Genomic DNA, 16,516 nt, shown 5'->3' with positions numbered 1-16,516 from the left:
CGGCCGCGCCCGGTGTCTCGTTTTACTTGGTGCCGTACATGCGGTCGCCGGCATCGCCCAGCCCGGGGCGGATATAACCGTGCTCGTCCAGGCGTTCATCGATGGCGGCGGTGAAGATCGGCACGTCCGGATGGGCTTCGCGCAGCGCGGCCACGCCTTCGGGGGCGGCCAGCAGGCACAGGAACTTCATGTTCTTGGCACCCTGTTTTTTCAGATGCGAGATCGAGGCGATGGCCGAATTGCCGGTGGCCAGCATCGGGTCGACCACGATCACGCGGCGCTCGCCGATATCCTGGGGCACCTTGCAGTAGTACTCGACCGCCTCCAGCGAATCCGGGTCGCGAAACATGCCGATATGGCCGACCCGTGCCGAGGGCATGAGCTCCACCATGCCTTCCAGCAGGCCGTTGCCCGCGCGCAGGATGGATACGAAGCACAGCTTCTTGCCGGCGAGCGTCGGCGCTTCCATCTCCTGCATCGGCGTTTCGATCAGCTCGGTGGTCATCTCGAGATCGCGGGTGATCTCGTAGGTGAGCAGATGGGCGACTTCGCGCAGCAGGCTGCGAAACTTCTGGGTGGACGAGTTCTTGCGGCGCATCAGCGTGAGCTTGTGCGCGATCAGCGGGTGGTTGATGACGGTAACGTTCTCGTCCATGGGCAGCTTCCTTTGTCGGGCGATTCGCGGGCGAACGCGCGCATTAGACCTGATCGGGCGCGCAATCGAAAACCCCGATCGCGCTACGCGCATCCATAGTACGTACTCACGGCCCCCTCGCGGGACTGCAAGATTCGTGCAACGAGGCATCGCGGCGAAAGCGCGCGGCCTGATCGATCAACCAGTCGGCAAACGCCGCGGCCGCGGCCGGCACTTCGCCCGCGGCCGGCATGAGCAATTCGTAGGAGAACGGCGAGTCGATCACATAGCGCGTACCGAACGGCGCGACGAGCACGCCGCTGGCCAGCCGATCGACCGCCAGTACGCTGGTGGCAAGCGCCACGCCCCGTCCGGCGATCGCCTGGTCTAGTGCCAGCCCGAACAGGGAATAGCGCCGGTGTACGGCAATATCCACATCGTGGGCGCCTGCCGCCTGCAGCCATTCGCGCCAGCCCGGGAACAGCTCGGCCTGGTTCGATAACCATTTCACGTGCAGCAGGGTGTGGCCGGCCAGATCCGCCGGCGTGTCGAGGCGCGGCCCGCGTTCCAGAAGCGAAGGCGCACAGACCGGAAAAAGCGTCTCCCGCATCAACGGCTGGCTGCGTACCCCCGTCCAGGGCCCCTGGCCGTAGCGGATGGCAAGCTGGGCACGATCCTCGTGCCAGCCCGGCTCGACCAGCTGGGCGCTGGCCTCCAGCGCCAGCGCGATATCCGGATGACGCGTTTCAAAATCGGCCAGCCGCGGCAGCAGCCAGTGCTGGATGAGCGACGGCGAGGCGCTCACGGTGAGCTGAGCACCGCCGCTGGCCGTCTTGCGGGCGGCTTCGACGCTGCGCGCCAGGCGCGAGAAAGCCTCATCGCACTCGTCGGCCAGACGCGCGCCGCGCTCGGTCAGGCTCACCCCCTGCGCATGACGCACGAAAAGATCTGCGCCGAGCAGCGTCTCCAGCTGCTTGACGTGGCGGCTGATCGCACCGGGGGTGACATGCAGCTCGAAAGCCGCGGCCTTGAAGCTTTCATGGCGCGCGGCAAACACGAACGCACGCAGGGCGTTCAAGGGCAGCCGTTCGATCATCGCGGTTGAGTTTTTCTGAGCCTCGGCGGCCAGTTTAATGGTTTGCGCGCATGCCGCCCGGCTGTTCTCCTTGGCGCCACGATTTTTACCGGCCCACCCATGACGACCCGTGCCGCCACACACCCGACCCGGAACACCCCAGCAACCCGGCGCGCGCTGGATATGCAGGGCAGCCTGCTCATGCTCGTATTCTGCCTGGCGCTGGGATTGCAGCAGGTAGCCATCAAATGGATTGCAGCCGATATCGCGCCGATCGCCCAGATTGCGATTCGTTCGCTTGTGGCCGCGGTGCTGGTCATCGGCGTGGCCTGGGCCCGCGGCGTGCGTCTGGCCGATGCCCGGGCCGTGTTCTGGCCGGGTGTGGCCGTGGGTATCGGCTTTACGGCAGAGTTCTGCTTCGTAGCACTCGGCCTGGAATACACCACGGCATCGCATATGTCGGTGTTTCTCTATACCGCGCCGGTATTCGCCGCGCTCGGGCTGCATTTTCTCGTGCCGGGCGAGCAGCTGGGTGTGCGTCACTGGATCGGTATCGCGATCGCCTTTGCCGGGATCGTGCTGGCGATGGCGCCGACCGGCGGTGGCGCGGCGGATGGCCCGGCGGTCACCTCGCTGATCATCGGCGATATCCTCGGCACGATGGCCGGCATGGGCTGGGCCGCGACGACCGTCGTGGTGCGCACCACTGCACTGTCCGAACAGCGGCCAACGCTGACGCTGGCGTTTCAGCTGACCATCGCCGGCATCTCGCTGCTGCTCATTGCCGCCGGGCTGGGCCATATCGGCGATATTCGTATCACCGCCCCGGTGCTGCTCAGCATGAGCTTTCAGACCTTCGGTATCGCCTTCGGCGTGCTGTTGCTGTGGTTCGCCCTGCTGCGCCGCTATCTGGCCTCGCGCCTGGGCGTGTTCTCGTTTCTATCGCCGGTGTTCGGCGTAATCTTCGGCGCCCTGCTGCTGGGCGAAGCGTTGACCTGGACCTTCGTGGTCGGCGGGGTGGCCATCATTGCAGGGGTGATCATCGTGAGCGCCCCGGCCCGCCGGACAGCCCCGGAATAGCATTAACCGCCCACAAAAACAGCCCGGCCCCGGCATGATTCACATACCGGGCAATCGGGCTTTCCGCACCGCGGGGGACTAGTGCCAGGCGTCACAGGAGATGCCGTCGCATTGCCCGTGCCGGGCGTGTCAGCCAAGGCGCGGTCGCCGATGCGACGGCTTATCTCGCGACGACAGGTCCTAACCCATCTTGGCCAGCTCACGGCCGGTTTCGATCGCTTCCTCGCGGGTCTTGGGCGTGCGGTCGGTGGTCCGGGATTCGGTTTCGTCATCGAAGCGGACTTCGATTTCCCAGCCGCCTTCCTTTTCGATGCCGATGGTTTCGAAGCCGCGGGTTTCGTCGCGTTCCAGGGTTTCCCAATCGGTCAGATTCTTGGTCATAGCGTCATTACGGTCGTATTGAGTGATTCGGCGCAGCCTAACAGGCCGTGGCGATGACCGAATCAGGTTGTTTGCGGAGTCGTGCCGCGGGGTTAGCCGGATAGCGTGCCGCGGCTCTGGCCGGCACCGCCGATCGTGAACAAGGCCAGCACGATCGCCCCCCCTATGCCATCGCTAACCCAGCCGGGGTAGATGAGCGCGAGCGCGCCCAACAGGGCAAGCACGCGCCACGGCGCCCCCAGCGGCCGGCGCAGATAGCCTTCCACCGCGACGGCGAGCAGCCCCACGCCGACCACACCAGTGACCGCTACCGTAGCCACATTCAGCCAGGTGGCATCGATCATGAGCATGCTGTGGGCGAACACGAACATATAGGGCACGACGAAGCCGGCAATCGCCAGCTTCATGGCCTGGACGCCGGTCGCGTTGGGCGAGCCGCCGGAAATACCGGCACCGGCATAGGCCGCAAGCGCCACCGGCGGGGTGAGATTGGCGAAGATGCCGAAATAGAACACGAACATATGGGCCACGAACACGGCCGTATCGTTCGAGCCGGCCAGCTCGCGGAACAGCGGCAGGTTGAGCAGAATCGGCGCGGCCATGGTCGAGGTGATGATGTAGCAGGGAATGCTGGGCAGGCCCATGCCCAGCACGATCGACGCGCCCATGGTCAGCGCCAGCGTCACCAGCAGGCGCAGCATGTCCGACGGAATGGCCTGGCCGAGGTTGACCACCGCATCGGCGGCATCCAGCGCGATGCCGGTGAGCGTGGCCACGCCCACCACAATCCCCACCGCCGCACAGGCGATCGCCACCGGGATCGAGTTGCGTACGCCCTCGGTCATGGCATCGCGACAATCGGCCAGATTCATGACCTCCGATTCGAGCTTCAGCTGGCTGCGGATCGCGTTAATGGCCATGGGCACCGCGATGATGGCGAACAGCCATAACCGCGAGGCCGGCAGGCCGGGCAACGGCCGCGATTCGATCAGCGCCCAGATTTGCGGCTCGAACACGAGGGCGACCAGCACCGCCGCCAGACCCAGCACCAGATTGCGCGTGCCGCAGATCAGAATCGTGGCTGCGATCGACCAGAAGGCAGCAAAGAACGGCGCACGGCCGTCGAAGATCAGCCACAGCAATACGACCATGGGCAGCAGCAGATGGCCGCGTTCGAGCAGGACGCTTTTCAGCGGCGTGAGCTCGGAACGCGGAATGCCTTCCAGGCCGTTGCGCAGCGCCCGCAGGTGCACCTGAAACAGAATGCCCAGATAGAACAGCAGCGCCGGGATAATGCCGGCCAGCATGACCTGGGTATAAGGCACCGACAGCACCTCGGCCATGATGAAGGCGGCCGCGCCCATGATCGGCGGCAGGATCTGGCCGCCCACGCTGGCTGCGGCCTCCACCGCGCCGGCGAAGTTGGCGCGATAGCCGGTGCGCTTCATCAACGGAATGGTGAACGCGCCGGTGGTCACCACGTTGGCGATCGCCGAGCCGTTGATCGAGCCGAGAAAACCGCTGGCGATGACGGCGACCTTGGCCGGCCCGCCGCGACTCGGCCCGGCCAGGGCCAGGGCCAGATCGTTGAACAGCCGCCCCAGGCCGGACTTGACCAGAAACGCACCGAACAGAATGAACAGAATGATATAGCTCGCCGACACCGCGATCGCCGTGCCCAGCAGGCCTTCGGTGATATACACCAAGTGCGACACGATCTGGCGCGTGCTCGCGAGCACGATGGATTCGGTCAGCTGCGGATAGAACGACAGCTTGGCGTAGAAGCCATAGACGAGGAACACGATGGCCAGCCCCGGCAGCCCCCAGCCGGTCACGCGCCGGGCAGCGTCGATGACCAGGGCAAGCGCGGCCAGCCCCACGATCATGTCCAGCGTATTGATCCGCCCGGCCGAGGCGATGACCCGGTCGGCCGACCACACCATGTACAGACCAATGGCAAAGGCAGCCACGGCCAGAATCACGTCGCCCACGGCCACGCGATCGCGCGCGCCGCGCATGGCCCAGGGGTAGAGCACGAAGGTCAGCCCGAGCAGCACGTACAGATGAATGCTGCGTTGAACCACGTCCACCAGCGGCCCGGAAAACGAGGTATACAGATGAAACAGCGCCAGCAGCACGCAAAGTACGGTGACGAACTGCATCACCCGCCGGGGCAGCGCGTGGCGTACCCGGCTTTCGCGGTCGTATTTTTCCAATGTTTCCGGGTCGGCGACGGCTGGTTCGACCGCGTCGGACGCTTGCTTGGCTTGATTCATGGCTTTCCTGTATCCGGGGCACGCCATGCACCGACCATACCGCGCCACATGGCGATAACGGGCGCCCGGCGTACCGCAAACGTCAGAATCGGCGCCTCGCCGGGCCTCGACAGGGCGAACCAGCGGCCGCCGTAGCGCATACGGTAACGCTCGGCGGCGGCCGCCTGTACCGCCAACGGATCGACTATACGATCGATGCCATCCATCACCACCCAGCCGTTCTCCAGGCGCGTTTCGTGCCCGGCATGGTCGGGCACACCGGCACCGAACGTCTTGAACCGGGTCGATACCAGTGCGATCGATCCGTGGTCGATACGAAACGTCTCGACCCAGTTCTCTTTTTCTACCGAATGGGTCCAGGCCAGCGAGAAACGCGGCTGCTGCTGTACGACAAACGCATAGCGCAGCCCTTGGGCATCACGCACCACAAGCCAGGTCCGCGGCCAGCCGGCCAGGCCCGCGAGCGCGAGCAAAAACGCCGCGCAGACGCCGAAAGCGCCGGCACGAAAATGCGTCACGGGCTGCGCTAGCGGCTAGCTGGCATCGGTCTCGGTGTCGTCCGGGCTCGCTTGATCCGTATCGCCGCTCGTTTCGTCATCGCCCGAGGCGCCGCTGCCGGTTTCGCCGTTGAGGCTGTCGTAGAACGACTGCGCGCCGGCAGCCAGCGGCACGACCACATCCTGGCCCATGCGCGCGCGATCGAACTGCTTGAGCGCGCCGACCGAGACCTTGTCGGTGCCCAGATAATCGTAGAAACGCTGGGCCAGCTCGCGGCTGACGTCGTCCGACATCGAAGCCGGTGCGATCAGCAGGTTGCGGATGGCGACCGTGTTGACGGCGGTGTCGAGGTCGTAACGCTCGGGCGCGCCGGCCGGGATCTCATAGGTTTCGTAGTAGGGATACTTGTCGAGCAGCGTAGCGGCCGTGTCCCCGTCGACGTTGACGAAATTGACGTCGGTGTTCTGCATCAGCCCGGTGATGCTGGAATTGGGCACGCCGGAGGTGAAGAAGGCGGCATCCAGATTGCCGTTGCTCATTTCGGTCACGCTGTCGGCATAGCCGGTATGGCTGACGCGGGCGAGGTCGTCATAGCTCATGCCGGCCGCTTCCAGAACCTTCTGGGCGCTTTGTTCGACGCCGGAGCCGACCTTGCCCACGCCGATACGCTTGCCTTTCATGTCGGCCACGCTCTGGATGCCGCTATTGGCGGTGGCCACCACCTGCACCACGTTCGGATAGAGTCCGGCAATGGTCTTGATATCGGCGGTACGGCCTTCGAACTGGCCCTGGCCGTTGATGGCGTCGTAGGCGACATCGCTCATCACGATTGCGAGCTGATTGGTGCCGTCCTCGATATTGTTGATGTTCTGGACCGACGCGCCGGTCGATACCACCTGCACCTGGTCGATGCGGTCGCTGTCCTCGAACACCCGCTTGAGCGCGCCGCCAATCGGATAATAGCTGCCCGAGGTGCCGCCGGTACCAAAGATGAGGCTCACCGGTTCGCTGCCCGTGCTTTCGGTCGAGCTGGTCGCATCGGTCTGGCCGGCCTCGTCGCCGTTGCCGCAGCCGGCGAGCAGCAAACCCATGCAGGCAATGCCTGCAACCCACAGCCGGTGTTTAGTGGCCATATCGCTTTCCCTGTTCAATCTTTGTTCGTGGCCGGCACCTGCATGCCGGTAAAGCGCCAGAAATACCAGAGGCCCTCGGGGCCGACAATTAGGCCATGGTGGCATCGGCCACGCAGACGAAGCCCTCGCGCGGCTAGCTCGCGCCGCAAACGCGCTCGGGGTGGGTATACACGTTGAAGCGATCGCCTCTCAGGAATCCCACCAGCGTCACGCTGAACTGCTCGGCCAGCGCAACCGCATAGCTGCTGGGCGCGGATACCGCGCACACGATCGGCACGCCGGCCATCACGCTCTTCTGCAGCAGCTCGTAGCTGGCGCGCCCCGAGAGCATGACGATGCAGTCGGATAACGGCAGGCGATCATCGAGCAGCGCCCGACCGATGAGCTTGTCGAGCGCGTTGTGGCGGCCGACGTCTTCACGCACCGCCAACAGCCGGCCCCGGGCATCGAACAGCCCGGCCGCATGAATACCGCCGGTGGATTCAAACACGCCCTGCTCGGCGCGCAGCCGATCCGGCAGGCCCAGTAACAGATCCGGCGCGACCTGCCCCGGGCCGGCGGCGCTGGGCGAATGCTCGGCCGGCCGGGGCGGCGAGAAGCTCGGCTTGCCGCAGACGCCGCAGGCGCTGGTGGCCAGCGTATTGCGTTCGACCCGATCCAGGCGCGCGCGGGCCTCGGGCTTGAGCATGAGACGTATCACGTCGGCCTCGCCCGGGGCCGCACGCAGATAGACGATGTCTTCACGCGAGCGGATCACGCCCTCGCCGTGCATGAGGCCGGCCGCGAGTTCGGCATCGGCGCCCGGGGTGCGCATGGTAATCAGCGGCTCGGCGCCGGCGACATGGATTTCCAGCGCGCGTTCGACGGCCAGCGTGTCGTCGCGGCTTACAAAGCCGTCGCGCGAGTAGGCATGAATGCGCACGGCCTGGCGCGCCGCGCTGGGCTCGGCTGTGCTGGCGGGGGCGGCATCATCGACGCTCATCGTCCCACGGTAACCCATCGCAGTCGGTCCTGGGCAACCGCCGGGCCGCGTGCCAGTTCGAATCTGTGTATTCTGCACGCGCGCAGCCCGGCTCGCCCCACGGCGAACACAGTACGGCACGGCGCATGCAACCTTATTAATTCTCTGCGCACGCGCGATCTCGTCATGGATCTTTTCGCTGTATTCGTTCAGACCCTCAACGTCACCCTGCCGGTGTTCTCGATGGTCTTTCTCGGCATTGGCCTGAAGCGCGCGGGCTGGATCGACGACGCCTTCATCAATACCGCCTCGACGCTGGTATTCAAGGGCAGCATGCCCACGCTGGTGTTCATCAGTATCGTCAAAGCCGATCTGTCCCAGGCCCTGCTGCCGGGACTGATGCTCTACTTCGCGGCGGCGACGCTGGCCTGCTTCGGCCTGACCTGGCTGTGGGCGATATGGCGGGTCGAGAGAATCGAGCGCGGCGTATATGTGCAGGGTGCGTTTCGCGGCAACTGCGGCATCGTCGGCCTGGCTCTGGCGGCCAGCATGTACGGCGATTTCGGGCTCTCCGCCGGCGGCATTCTCGTCGGCCTGGTGATTCTGCTCTACAACGTGTTTTCGGTGGTCATTCTGGCCTGGTACCAGCCCGACCAGAAGGCCGATTGGCGCAGCATCAGCCGGGGCATCATCACCAACCCGTTGATCATTGGCACGCTGGTGGCCATACCGGTGGCCGCGGCCGGGCTGCCTATTCCCGAATGGATCATGACCTCGGGCGAATACTTCGCCCGTCTGCCCCTGCCGCTGGCGCTGATCTGTATCGGCGGCACGCTGTCGCTGGGCGCGCTTTACGAAGCCCGCGGCATCGCCTTTTCGGCGGCCGCGATCAAGATGGTCGTGTTCCCTGCCCTGGCGACCGCGCTGGGCTGGCTGTGCGGTTTCGAAGGGCGGGAACTGGGCCTGCTGTTCCTGTACTTCGCCGCGCCTACCGCCGCGGCCAGCTTCATCATGGTGCAGGCCATGGGCGGCAATGCGCGGCTGGCCGCCAACATCGTGGCGGTGACCACCCTGGCCGCGAGTGCGACCATCACCGCGGGCGTTTTCATGCTCAGCGCGCTGGGCATGATCGCGACGGCCTAACGCGCCGATCTATTCGGCCGCGTCGCCCTTTTTCCCCGGCTCGCTGCCATCCTCTTTCCGCGCCTGGGAAAAGGCTTTGGCGCCGGCAATCAGCGGCGACAGCGTGGCCCATAGCTCCTTGTCGTGCAGCAGCTTGAACACGCCGGTCACGCCCGGCGGGTTGTAGGGCGTATCGTCGCTCACCGGTTTGGCGGCCTCGGTCATGCCGGCATTGACCGCATTGAACGTGCGCTCGAGCTGATCGGGGTCGATCTTGCCCAGCTGCTGGGCGACGACCAGCAGATTGCGCATGCCGGCATGGCCCTGTGGGGTGTTCATGCTTTCGACGGCAATACTGGAAATCTGCGGAAACGCGCCGGCGAAATCCTTGAGCCAGCGGATCACGCCGGATTCATACAGCTCGTCGAGCAGGCCGTTGATCTCGGCGACCCGTCCTTCCAGACGCTCGAACTCGGCCAGCGTGTCCTGGCGATACTGCTTGGCCTCGGCGGGCCGGTAGTGAATCTGTTCTGCCATGGCGAAGTCCCAAAAAGCGTTGTGGGAAGACGAACGTGATTAAAGGCCGCTATCGGCCGGCCGCGCCTTGGGCGGACGCTTGTAGTCTTCGCGCTTCCATTTGGCGTTGACCTGCACACCGGACACCGGGTTCCGCGTTGCGTTGCGCTGGTTGTTGGCCTTGAGCGGTGCGTGACCGTCGACGCTGAGCACTTCCATCTTCACCGCCAGCTCCTTGTAGGCCGGGGTGTCGGTGTCCTTGTCCGACTCGAAGCTGGTGAGCACGTTGATCGCTTCGATGTTCTTCTTGCCGTGCATGGGCATGTACATCTGCTTGCCGGCCACGCGATCGGTGACTTCCACGCTCACCTTGATCGCACCGCGGCGCGAGACCAGCCGTACGATGCTGCCCGGCTTGATACCGCGCTCGGCCGCCAGTTCCGGCGAGACTTCCACGAAGCTGCCCGGAATCTTGAACACGATACCGGCCGTTTCGTCGGTGAGATTGCCTTCGTGGAAATGCTCGAGCAGACGACCGTTGTTGAGATGCAGGTCGTACTCGTCGTCGGGCTGATCGGTCGGCTCGGTCCATGCCACCGGATGGAAGCGGGCCAGGCCGTTGTCGAAATGGAACTGTCCGTTCGAGTACAGATTGGTCGCACTGGTGCCGTCGGCGGCCACCGGCCACTGCTGGGAATTGAAGCCTTCCAGCCGGTCGTAGTGCACGCCTGCGAACATGTCGGCGATCGAAGCCGCTTCGTGCATGATTTCGCTGGGGTGGCTGTAGTTCCAGTCCGCGCCCATCGCCCGGGCCAGTTCGGTATGAATGAGCCAGTCCGGCTTGGAATCGCCGAGCGGCTCGAACACCTTGTACAGCCGCTGGATACGGCGTTCGGTGTTGGTGAAGGTGCCTTCCTTTTCCACCGAGGGGCTGGCCGGCAGCACCACGTCGGCGAATTCGCAGGTACGCGAGAAGAACATGTCCTGTACGACCATGAATTCGAGCTTCTCGAAGGCGGACTGCACGTGCAGCGCATCGGAATCGACGATGCCCATGTCTTCGCCAGCCACATACAGCGCCTTCAGGTCGCCGTCGTGCATGTGGGTGACCATTTCATGGTTGTTCAAGCCCTTGCGCGTGGTCAGCTCGACGCCCCAGGCCTGCTCGTAACGGGCGCGCACGGTGTCGTCGGTGACGAAGTCGTAGCCGGGGAAGCGGCCCGGCATGCAGCCGAAGTCGCTCGCGCCCTGCACATTGTTATGGCCGCGCATGGGGTAGCCGCCGGTGGCGAAACGGCCCATGTTGCCGGTCAACAGCAGCAGGTTGCACAGCGCGGTAGCGGTATCCGCGCCCATGGTGTGCTGGGTCACGCCCATGGCCCAGACGCCGCAGATGGTCTTGGCTTCGAGCACCATATCCAGAATACGGTCGAGCTCGTCCTGGCTCAGGCCACAGCGCTCGCGGGCGAATTCCATGGTGAACGGTTCGAGGCTCTTGACGTAGTCGTCGTATTTCTCGACGTGGTTTTCGATGAAGTCGGCGTCGGCCCGGTCCATCTCGACGATGCGCTTGGCGATCGCGTTCAGCCAGATCATGTCCGTGCCCGGCTGGGGTTTGACGAACAGATCGGCGCGCTCGGCCATTTCGTTCTTGCGCAGGTCGGCGACCAGATGCTTCTGGCCGCGCAGCTTCTTGGCCCGCTTGAAGCGGGTGGCGATCACCGGATGGCTTTCGGCAGTGTTCGAGCCGACGATCATGAGCAGGTCGGCGGACGCCAGATCGGCGATGGAGCCGGTATCGGCCCCGTAGCCGACGGTACGCCACAGGCTTTCCGTCGCCGGCGCCTGACAATAGCGCGAGCAGTTGTCGATATTGTTCGTGCCCATGACCGCACGGGCGAACTTCTGCATCAGATAGCCTTCCTCGTTGGTGCACTTGGAGGAGGCGATATAGGCCAGCGCATCCGGGCCGTTGGCATCGCGAATTTCGTTGAAGCGGCGGGCGATCAGCGCGTAGGCCTCGTCCCATTCGGCTTCGCGGAAGGCGCCGTTTTCGCGGATCAGCGGCTTGGTGAGGCGATGCTCGCTGTTGATATGCCCCCAGCCGAACTTGCCCTTGATACAGGTGGAAATACCGTTGGCCGGGGCTTCAGGCTGCGGCTGCACCTTCAGCAGTTCTCGCCCCCGGGTCCACATCTCGAACGAACAGCCCACGCCGCAGTACGTGCAGACCGTCTTGGTACGCTTGAGCTCGGTTTCGCGCATCGCCGCATCGACTTCCGAGACGGCGAAGATCGGCCCGAAGCCGGTGGTGTGTTCGGCGGCCTTGACCAGGTCGATGGCCGAGCGGCCGAGCTTCTGGTAACGCCCTCGTGCCTGCGGCGACAGCCCGGTCATGGGCCCGACGTTGCCGAGCATGGTCTTTTCCATCAGCGCGTTGCAGGGGCACACCGTCACGCAATGGCCACAGGAGACACAGGAGGAATCCTCGATCGGAATATCGTCGTCCCAGATCACGCGCGGACGCTCGCGGCTCCAGTCGATCGACAGGGTTTCGTTGACCTGCAGGTTCTGGCAGGCCTCCACACAACGCCCGCACAGGATGCACTGATCCGGATCGTAGATGTAGAACGGGTTGGAGTAGTCCTTTTCGTAGGGCTTGCCGCGGAACTCGTAGTGCTGACCCGGCACTTCCATGTCGCGCACGGTGTTGTGCACTTCACAGTTGCCGTTGTTGTTGTCGCAGACCGAGCAGTACAGATCGTGATTCGAGGCGATCCGGTCGATGCCCTCGTGGCGGGCGGCATGGGCGGTATCGCTTTCAATGGTCACGTCCAGGCCGGGCTTGACCGCCACGCTGCAGCCGCGCACCAGGTTGCCGTCGATCTCCACGAAACAGGTATCGCAGGTCTGCAACGGCCCCAGGCTCGGGTGATAGCAGACATGCGGCAGATAGATGCCGGTGCCGTCCAAGGCCTCGGGCAGAAGCTGGCCGGGTCGAGCCCAGACGGTCCGGCCGTCTACGGTGATTTCGATCTGTTCGGCAACGTCATCCATGGGGTGTCTCCTGAGCCGGCCTCTATGCTCTGCATCTTCGCACGATTATGTTGCGCGCGAGATAAAAGCCGGAGAAGCCCGTCGTTTACTAGAGAACGGGCTTGGATCAATTGCAGGCCCTGCTTTCCGGCCCACCTAGCCGGTGAACAGCCGCGATGCCTTGACCAGCGTTTCGAAAAAGCCCCAGAGGGCGGGAATCGTGACCAGGGCCCAGAGGCCGGCGACCTGCCATGCCGGCGTGGTCGTTGCGGTGTTGGCTTCGGTATTCATCATTGTCTCCTGCATGATGCAGCGAATCAAACCATCTCGTTCGACGTCGGCCCGGCGCCGTCGGGCGCCCTAGTCCGGGTTCGCCGGGTCACCCTCATAGTGGTGCTTTTCGGCCACCGGACGCACGAGCAGATTGCAGACCAGGCCCACCGCCAGCAGCGCCACCATGATGTAAAGCGTGGTGGTATAGGCATCCGCCGGGGCCACGCCGGCTTCGATGCGGCCTTCGCGCAGCTGGTTGAGCAGTACCGGCCCGACCACCCCGGCCGCGGCCCAGGCGGTGAGCAGACGCCCGTGAATCGCGCCGACATGCATGGTGCCGAAGATATCGCGCAAATAGGCCGGCACCGTCGCGAAGCCGCCGCCATACATGGATACGATGATGCAGCAGGCCAGCACGAACAGCACGATATTGCCGCCCGCGGCGATACTCGGCACCCCCGCATAGAGCAGCATGCCGAGCACGAAGAAGATCACGTAGGTCATCTTGCGGCCGATGTAGTCCGACGTGGAGGCCCAGAAGAAGCGCCCGGCCATGTTGAAGATCGACAGTACGCCCACGAAACCCGCAGCCGCAGCGGCGCTGGTACCGACCATTTCCTGGGCCATTGGCGAGGCCTGTTCGAGGAGCGCGATCCCCGCGGTCACGTTCAGAAACAGCACCAGCCAGATGAAGTAGAACTGCGGCGTCTTCATGGCCTGATTCACGTGCACATGACTGCGCGTGATCATCTTGTCCTGCTTGCCGTCCTGTTCCGGGTCGAAGCCCTGCGGCTGCCAGTCCTTGGCCGGAATACGCACGATCAGCGCGCCGATCATCATGAACAGGAAATAGATGATGCCCATGGCCACGAAGGTGGAACCCACACCCACCGTATCCGGCCCGGAGAAGAACGCCATCAGCGAGGTGGCCAGCGGCGAGCCGATCATCGCGCCGCCGCCAAAGCCCATGATCGCCATGCCGGTGGCAAGCCCGGGGCGGTCGGGGAACCATTTGATCAGCGTCGAAACCGGCGAAATATAGCCAATACCCAGACCGATGCCGCCGATCACGCCGTAGCCGAGATACACCAGCCAGATCTGGTGCCACCACACGCCGAAGGCCGAAACAATGAAGCCGCCGCCGAAACAGGCCGCGGCCAGCGCCATCGCCTTGCGCGGGCCGACCCGCTCCAGCCACTGGCCGCCGAAGGCTGCCGCCAGACCGAGGGCAGCGATGGCCAGCGAGAATATCCAGGCCAGCGTGGACTGCGACCAGTCGGCCGGCGCCGATTCGGTCACGCCGACGATCTGCGTCAGGGGAATCTTGAATACCGAGAACGCATACACCTGGCCGATGCACAGGTGGATACACAGCGCCGCGGGCGGCACCATCCAGCGATTGAAGCCCGGCTTGGCCACCGTGCTGGACTTGTCGAAAAACCCGGCCATATCTCCCCCCGACAAAGACGCGGCACAGGCCGCGCACATGAGCTTGCGCGCACCGTAGCAGCTGTATGCGACACAAAAGCGTCTCTGCGACCAAAGTCGAGGCGCACGGCCGATCTGTCAGTCCGGGGGATGCCCCCAGAGCGTCTGCGCGAAAGGCTCGACCGTGACCATCTCGCCGGCCGGCACGTCCTGCTGCGCGGCCGGCAGTACGATGAAGCAGTCCGCGCTGCTCATCGAACGCATCACGCCCGAGCCCTGGTGATCGATCGGATCCACCGCCAGCTGGCCAGCGTCGGTGGTCACCAACCGGGCACGCAGGAAATTCTCCCGACCAAGGCTTTTGCGCAGGTCGGCCAGGGTGGGCAGATCGAGCCGGATGGGCAGGGCCGGATGCCCCCCGGCCATGCGCACCAGCGCCGGTCGAACCAGCTGGATGAAGGTCACGGCCGTGGATACCGGATTGCCCGGCAGTCCGAAGAAACGGGCATTACCCAGGGTGCCGAAGGCCAGCGGCTTGCCGGGCTTGATGGCAACCCGCCAGAAGTCCACCGAGCCTTGTTCGCCCAGCACGTCCAGCACAAAGTCGGCCGCGCCCACCGACACCCCGCCGCTGGTCACCACCGCATCGTAGCCCGCCGCCTGTTGGAATGCGGCGCGTAGGGCCTCGGGCGAATCGCCGACCACGCCCAGATCGATGCCTTCCATGCCCAGTTCGGCGAGCAGCGCGGCGAGGCCGTGCCGATTGCTGTCGTAGATTTCGCCGGGCTCGATCGGCCCGTCGATCGGGCGCAGCTCGTCGCCGGTGGAGAAGAAGGCCACCCGCGGCCGGCGTACCACCGCGACCTCGCTGACCCCGACCGACGCCAGAATGGCGATATCGGCCGGGCGCAGGTAACAGCCGGCCGCGAGCACCGTGGCGCCCGCGGCAATATCCTCGCCCGCCGCGCGAATATTGCTGCCCGCTTTCGGCGGTTGCTCGACAACCAACCGGCGGCCCTCGGCCCGCGTGTTTTCATGCATTACCACCGTATCCACGTCGGCGGGAACCACCGCGCCGGTCATGATGCGGATGCACTCACCGGCATCGAGTGAACCGTCATAGGGGTGGCCGGCCAGGCTTTCGCCGACGATCTGCAGCGTATCGCCGGCGGCGGCCAAATCGGCCGCGGCATAGCCGTAGCCGTCCATCGAGGCGTTGTCGGCGCCGGGCACGTCGATGCGCGATACGACGGTCTCGCCCAGCACGCGATGCAAGGCGGCCTGCAGCGGCACGCGCTCGCAGTCGCGAATCGGCGTGATCGCCGCGACGATGCGCGCGCGGGCCTCGGCCAGGGGCATCGGCTTGTTGTCCGGGGTCGGACGAAAATCCGAGGGGTCGGAGGATTGCAACATCGGCTCACTCATGACGATGGAACGAAGCAGCGATCGAGCGTGTGTCTTGCCACGCCCGCGCATCGCCGGGGGCGTTGATATTGGCAAAGGCCTGCGCCTGCGGCCAATCGACCTCGGCCACGGCAAGCCGCGCCTGCCAGTCGGTCACCCGGGCCGTGCCCGCGGCCAGCGCTTCTTCCAGCGCGGCCAGCACCCGTCGGTGCATGAGCGCATGCAAAGGCTGGCGCCGCCCGGCCGCTCGTGCACAGACCAGATCGATGCCCGGCGTCATCGCCGCGGCCAGGCGCTGGCCGAGATCGTCGGGCAACGCCGGCGTATCCACCGGCACCACCAGCAGATAAGGCGTCGAAGCGGCATGCAGCAGGCTGGCCAGCCCCTGTAACGGGCCGCCATGGCCGGGCTGTCGATCCCTCACGACCTCGCAGCCCAGCCCGCGATAGCGGGCCAGCGAGCGGTTGGCGCTGATCAGCAGTGAGCCGGTCTGGGGTTGCAGGCGCGCCAGCGTGTGTTCGACCAGCGCGCGGCCCTCGAGCACATACCAGCCCTTGTCGATACCGCCGAGCCGCCGGCCCGCGCCGCCGGCCAGCACCCCGGCCGTTATCTGACTACGATCGATCTTCATCGCTGCGATTCTGGATCCGAGGCCTGTACAGAGGCAACGAACGCGGCGTTCATTTGCCAGACGAACCG

15 protein-coding genes are annotated in these 16,516 nt (G+C 65.1%); 2 read left to right on the top strand and 13 right to left on the bottom strand.

Features of this window, described 5'->3' with window-relative positions; genetic code table 11:
* Positions 1-22: 22 nt before the first annotated feature.
* Together upp and C84B14_RS14735 are read right to left on the bottom strand one after the other, a co-directional pair.
* Positions 23-655, bottom strand: coding sequence for a uracil phosphoribosyltransferase (gene upp / locus C84B14_RS14740; protein ID WP_348765949.1), 633 nt, complete (start codon positions 653-655; stop codon positions 23-25).
* A 106-nt stretch (positions 656-761) separates the two neighbouring features.
* On the bottom strand, positions 762-1,730 hold the full coding sequence (locus tag C84B14_RS14735) for a LysR substrate-binding domain-containing protein (protein WP_353225207.1): 969 nt from the start codon (positions 1,728-1,730) through the stop codon (positions 762-764).
* A gap of 99 nt (positions 1,731-1,829) precedes the next feature.
* Here C84B14_RS14735 and C84B14_RS14730 point away from each other — a divergent pair, with 99 nt between their 5' ends.
* Positions 1,830-2,789: a DMT family transporter gene (locus C84B14_RS14730; protein ID WP_353225205.1), complete on the top strand. Its 960-nt coding sequence runs from the start codon at positions 1,830-1,832 to the stop codon at positions 2,787-2,789.
* Between the two features lie 180 nt (positions 2,790-2,969).
* Here C84B14_RS14730 and C84B14_RS14725 read toward each other — a convergent pair whose 3' ends face one another.
* The 5 genes from C84B14_RS14725 to fdhD form a co-directional block, all read right to left on the bottom strand.
* Positions 2,970-3,170 carry a hypothetical protein gene (locus C84B14_RS14725; RefSeq protein ID WP_293626642.1) on the bottom strand — a complete coding sequence of 67 codons (201 nt, stop codon included), beginning with the start codon at positions 3,168-3,170 and terminating at the stop codon, positions 2,970-2,972.
* A gap of 92 nt (positions 3,171-3,262) precedes the next feature.
* Positions 3,263-5,446, bottom strand: a complete 2,184-nt coding sequence (locus C84B14_RS14720) for a TRAP transporter permease (RefSeq protein ID WP_353225203.1) — start codon at positions 5,444-5,446, stop codon at positions 3,263-3,265.
* Positions 5,443-5,964, bottom strand: coding sequence for a DUF1850 domain-containing protein (locus tag C84B14_RS14715; RefSeq protein WP_353225201.1), 522 nt, complete (start codon positions 5,962-5,964; stop codon positions 5,443-5,445). The genes C84B14_RS14720 and C84B14_RS14715 overlap by 4 nt, the downstream gene beginning before the upstream one ends.
* Positions 5,965-5,979: 15 nt before the next feature.
* Complete coding sequence (locus tag C84B14_RS14710; RefSeq protein ID WP_353225199.1) at positions 5,980-7,077, bottom strand: TAXI family TRAP transporter solute-binding subunit; 1,098 nt, start codon at positions 7,075-7,077, stop codon at positions 5,980-5,982.
* Positions 7,078-7,210: 133 nt separating this feature from the next.
* Positions 7,211-8,059 (bottom strand): formate dehydrogenase accessory sulfurtransferase FdhD, encoded by an 849-nt coding sequence (fdhD, locus tag C84B14_RS14705; protein WP_353225197.1) that lies wholly within the window; start codon positions 8,057-8,059, stop codon positions 7,211-7,213.
* Positions 8,060-8,224: 165 nt separating this feature from the next.
* Here fdhD and C84B14_RS14700 point away from each other — a divergent pair, with 165 nt between their 5' ends.
* On the top strand, positions 8,225-9,181 hold the full coding sequence (locus tag C84B14_RS14700; protein ID WP_353225195.1) for an AEC family transporter: 957 nt from the start codon (positions 8,225-8,227) through the stop codon (positions 9,179-9,181).
* A 9-nt stretch (positions 9,182-9,190) separates the two neighbouring features.
* Here C84B14_RS14700 and C84B14_RS14695 read toward each other — a convergent pair whose 3' ends face one another.
* The 6 genes from C84B14_RS14695 to mobA all read right to left on the bottom strand — a co-directional run bounded on the left by C84B14_RS14695 (position 9,191) and on the right by mobA (position 16,448).
* Positions 9,191-9,697 (bottom strand): helical membrane plugin domain-containing protein, encoded by a 507-nt coding sequence (locus C84B14_RS14695; protein ID WP_353225193.1) that lies wholly within the window; start codon positions 9,695-9,697, stop codon positions 9,191-9,193.
* Between the two features lie 39 nt (positions 9,698-9,736).
* Complete coding sequence (gene fdhF / locus C84B14_RS14690) at positions 9,737-12,733, bottom strand: formate dehydrogenase subunit alpha (RefSeq protein WP_353225191.1); 2,997 nt, start codon at positions 12,731-12,733, stop codon at positions 9,737-9,739.
* Positions 12,734-12,868: 135 nt separating this feature from the next.
* Positions 12,869-13,003 (bottom strand): MFS transporter small subunit, encoded by a 135-nt coding sequence (locus C84B14_RS14685; RefSeq protein ID WP_353225189.1) that lies wholly within the window; start codon positions 13,001-13,003, stop codon positions 12,869-12,871.
* Between the two features lie 69 nt (positions 13,004-13,072).
* Complete coding sequence (locus tag C84B14_RS14680) at positions 13,073-14,434, bottom strand: L-lactate MFS transporter (protein ID WP_348765938.1); 1,362 nt, start codon at positions 14,432-14,434, stop codon at positions 13,073-13,075.
* 117 nt (positions 14,435-14,551) lie between these two features.
* The gene (gene moeA, locus C84B14_RS14675; RefSeq protein ID WP_353225188.1) at positions 14,552-15,826 is read right to left on the bottom strand and encodes a molybdopterin molybdotransferase MoeA; all 1,275 of its coding nucleotides are present in this window, start codon (positions 15,824-15,826) and stop codon (positions 14,552-14,554) included.
* Positions 15,827-15,830: 4 nt separating this feature from the next.
* Complete coding sequence (gene mobA, locus C84B14_RS14670) at positions 15,831-16,448, bottom strand: molybdenum cofactor guanylyltransferase MobA (RefSeq protein ID WP_353225186.1); 618 nt, start codon at positions 16,446-16,448, stop codon at positions 15,831-15,833.
* Positions 16,449-16,516 lie beyond the last annotated feature (68 nt).

Origin of the sequence: Salinisphaera sp. C84B14 (assembly GCF_040361435.1) — a bacterium.
In the GTDB taxonomy this organism is placed as follows: domain Bacteria; phylum Pseudomonadota; class Gammaproteobacteria; order Nevskiales; family Salinisphaeraceae; genus Salinisphaera.
This window is presented reverse-complemented; position numbering and strand designations above follow the sequence as displayed.

Bases quoted from the DNA above. Each gene is read 5' to 3' on its own strand.
- C84B14_RS14685 (WP_353225189.1), bottom strand. From the start codon at position 13,003: ATGAATACCGAAGCCAACACCGCAACGACCACGCCGGCATGGCAGGTC.
- C84B14_RS14730 (WP_353225205.1), top strand. From the start codon at position 1,830: ATGACGACCCGTGCCGCCACACACCCGACCCGGAACACCCCAGCAACC.
- fdhD (WP_353225197.1), bottom strand. From the start codon at position 8,059: ATGAGCGTCGATGATGCCGCCCCCGCCAGCACAGCCGAGCCCAGCGCG.
- C84B14_RS14680 (WP_348765938.1), bottom strand. From the start codon at position 14,434: ATGGCCGGGTTTTTCGACAAGTCCAGCACGGTGGCCAAGCCGGGCTTC.
- C84B14_RS14695 (WP_353225193.1), bottom strand. From the start codon at position 9,697: ATGGCAGAACAGATTCACTACCGGCCCGCCGAGGCCAAGCAGTATCGC.
- fdhF (WP_353225191.1), bottom strand. From the start codon at position 12,733: ATGGATGACGTTGCCGAACAGATCGAAATCACCGTAGACGGCCGGACC.
- C84B14_RS14725 (WP_293626642.1), bottom strand. From the start codon at position 3,170: ATGACCAAGAATCTGACCGATTGGGAAACCCTGGAACGCGACGAAACC.
- C84B14_RS14700 (WP_353225195.1), top strand. From the start codon at position 8,225: ATGGATCTTTTCGCTGTATTCGTTCAGACCCTCAACGTCACCCTGCCG.
- C84B14_RS14735 (WP_353225207.1), bottom strand. From the start codon at position 1,730: ATGATCGAACGGCTGCCCTTGAACGCCCTGCGTGCGTTCGTGTTTGCC.
- mobA (WP_353225186.1), bottom strand. From the start codon at position 16,448: ATGAAGATCGATCGTAGTCAGATAACGGCCGGGGTGCTGGCCGGCGGC.
- moeA (WP_353225188.1), bottom strand. From the start codon at position 15,826: ATGTTGCAATCCTCCGACCCCTCGGATTTTCGTCCGACCCCGGACAAC.
- C84B14_RS14710 (WP_353225199.1), bottom strand. From the start codon at position 7,077: ATGGCCACTAAACACCGGCTGTGGGTTGCAGGCATTGCCTGCATGGGT.
- C84B14_RS14720 (WP_353225203.1), bottom strand. From the start codon at position 5,446: ATGAATCAAGCCAAGCAAGCGTCCGACGCGGTCGAACCAGCCGTCGCC.
- upp (WP_348765949.1), bottom strand. From the start codon at position 655: ATGGACGAGAACGTTACCGTCATCAACCACCCGCTGATCGCGCACAAG.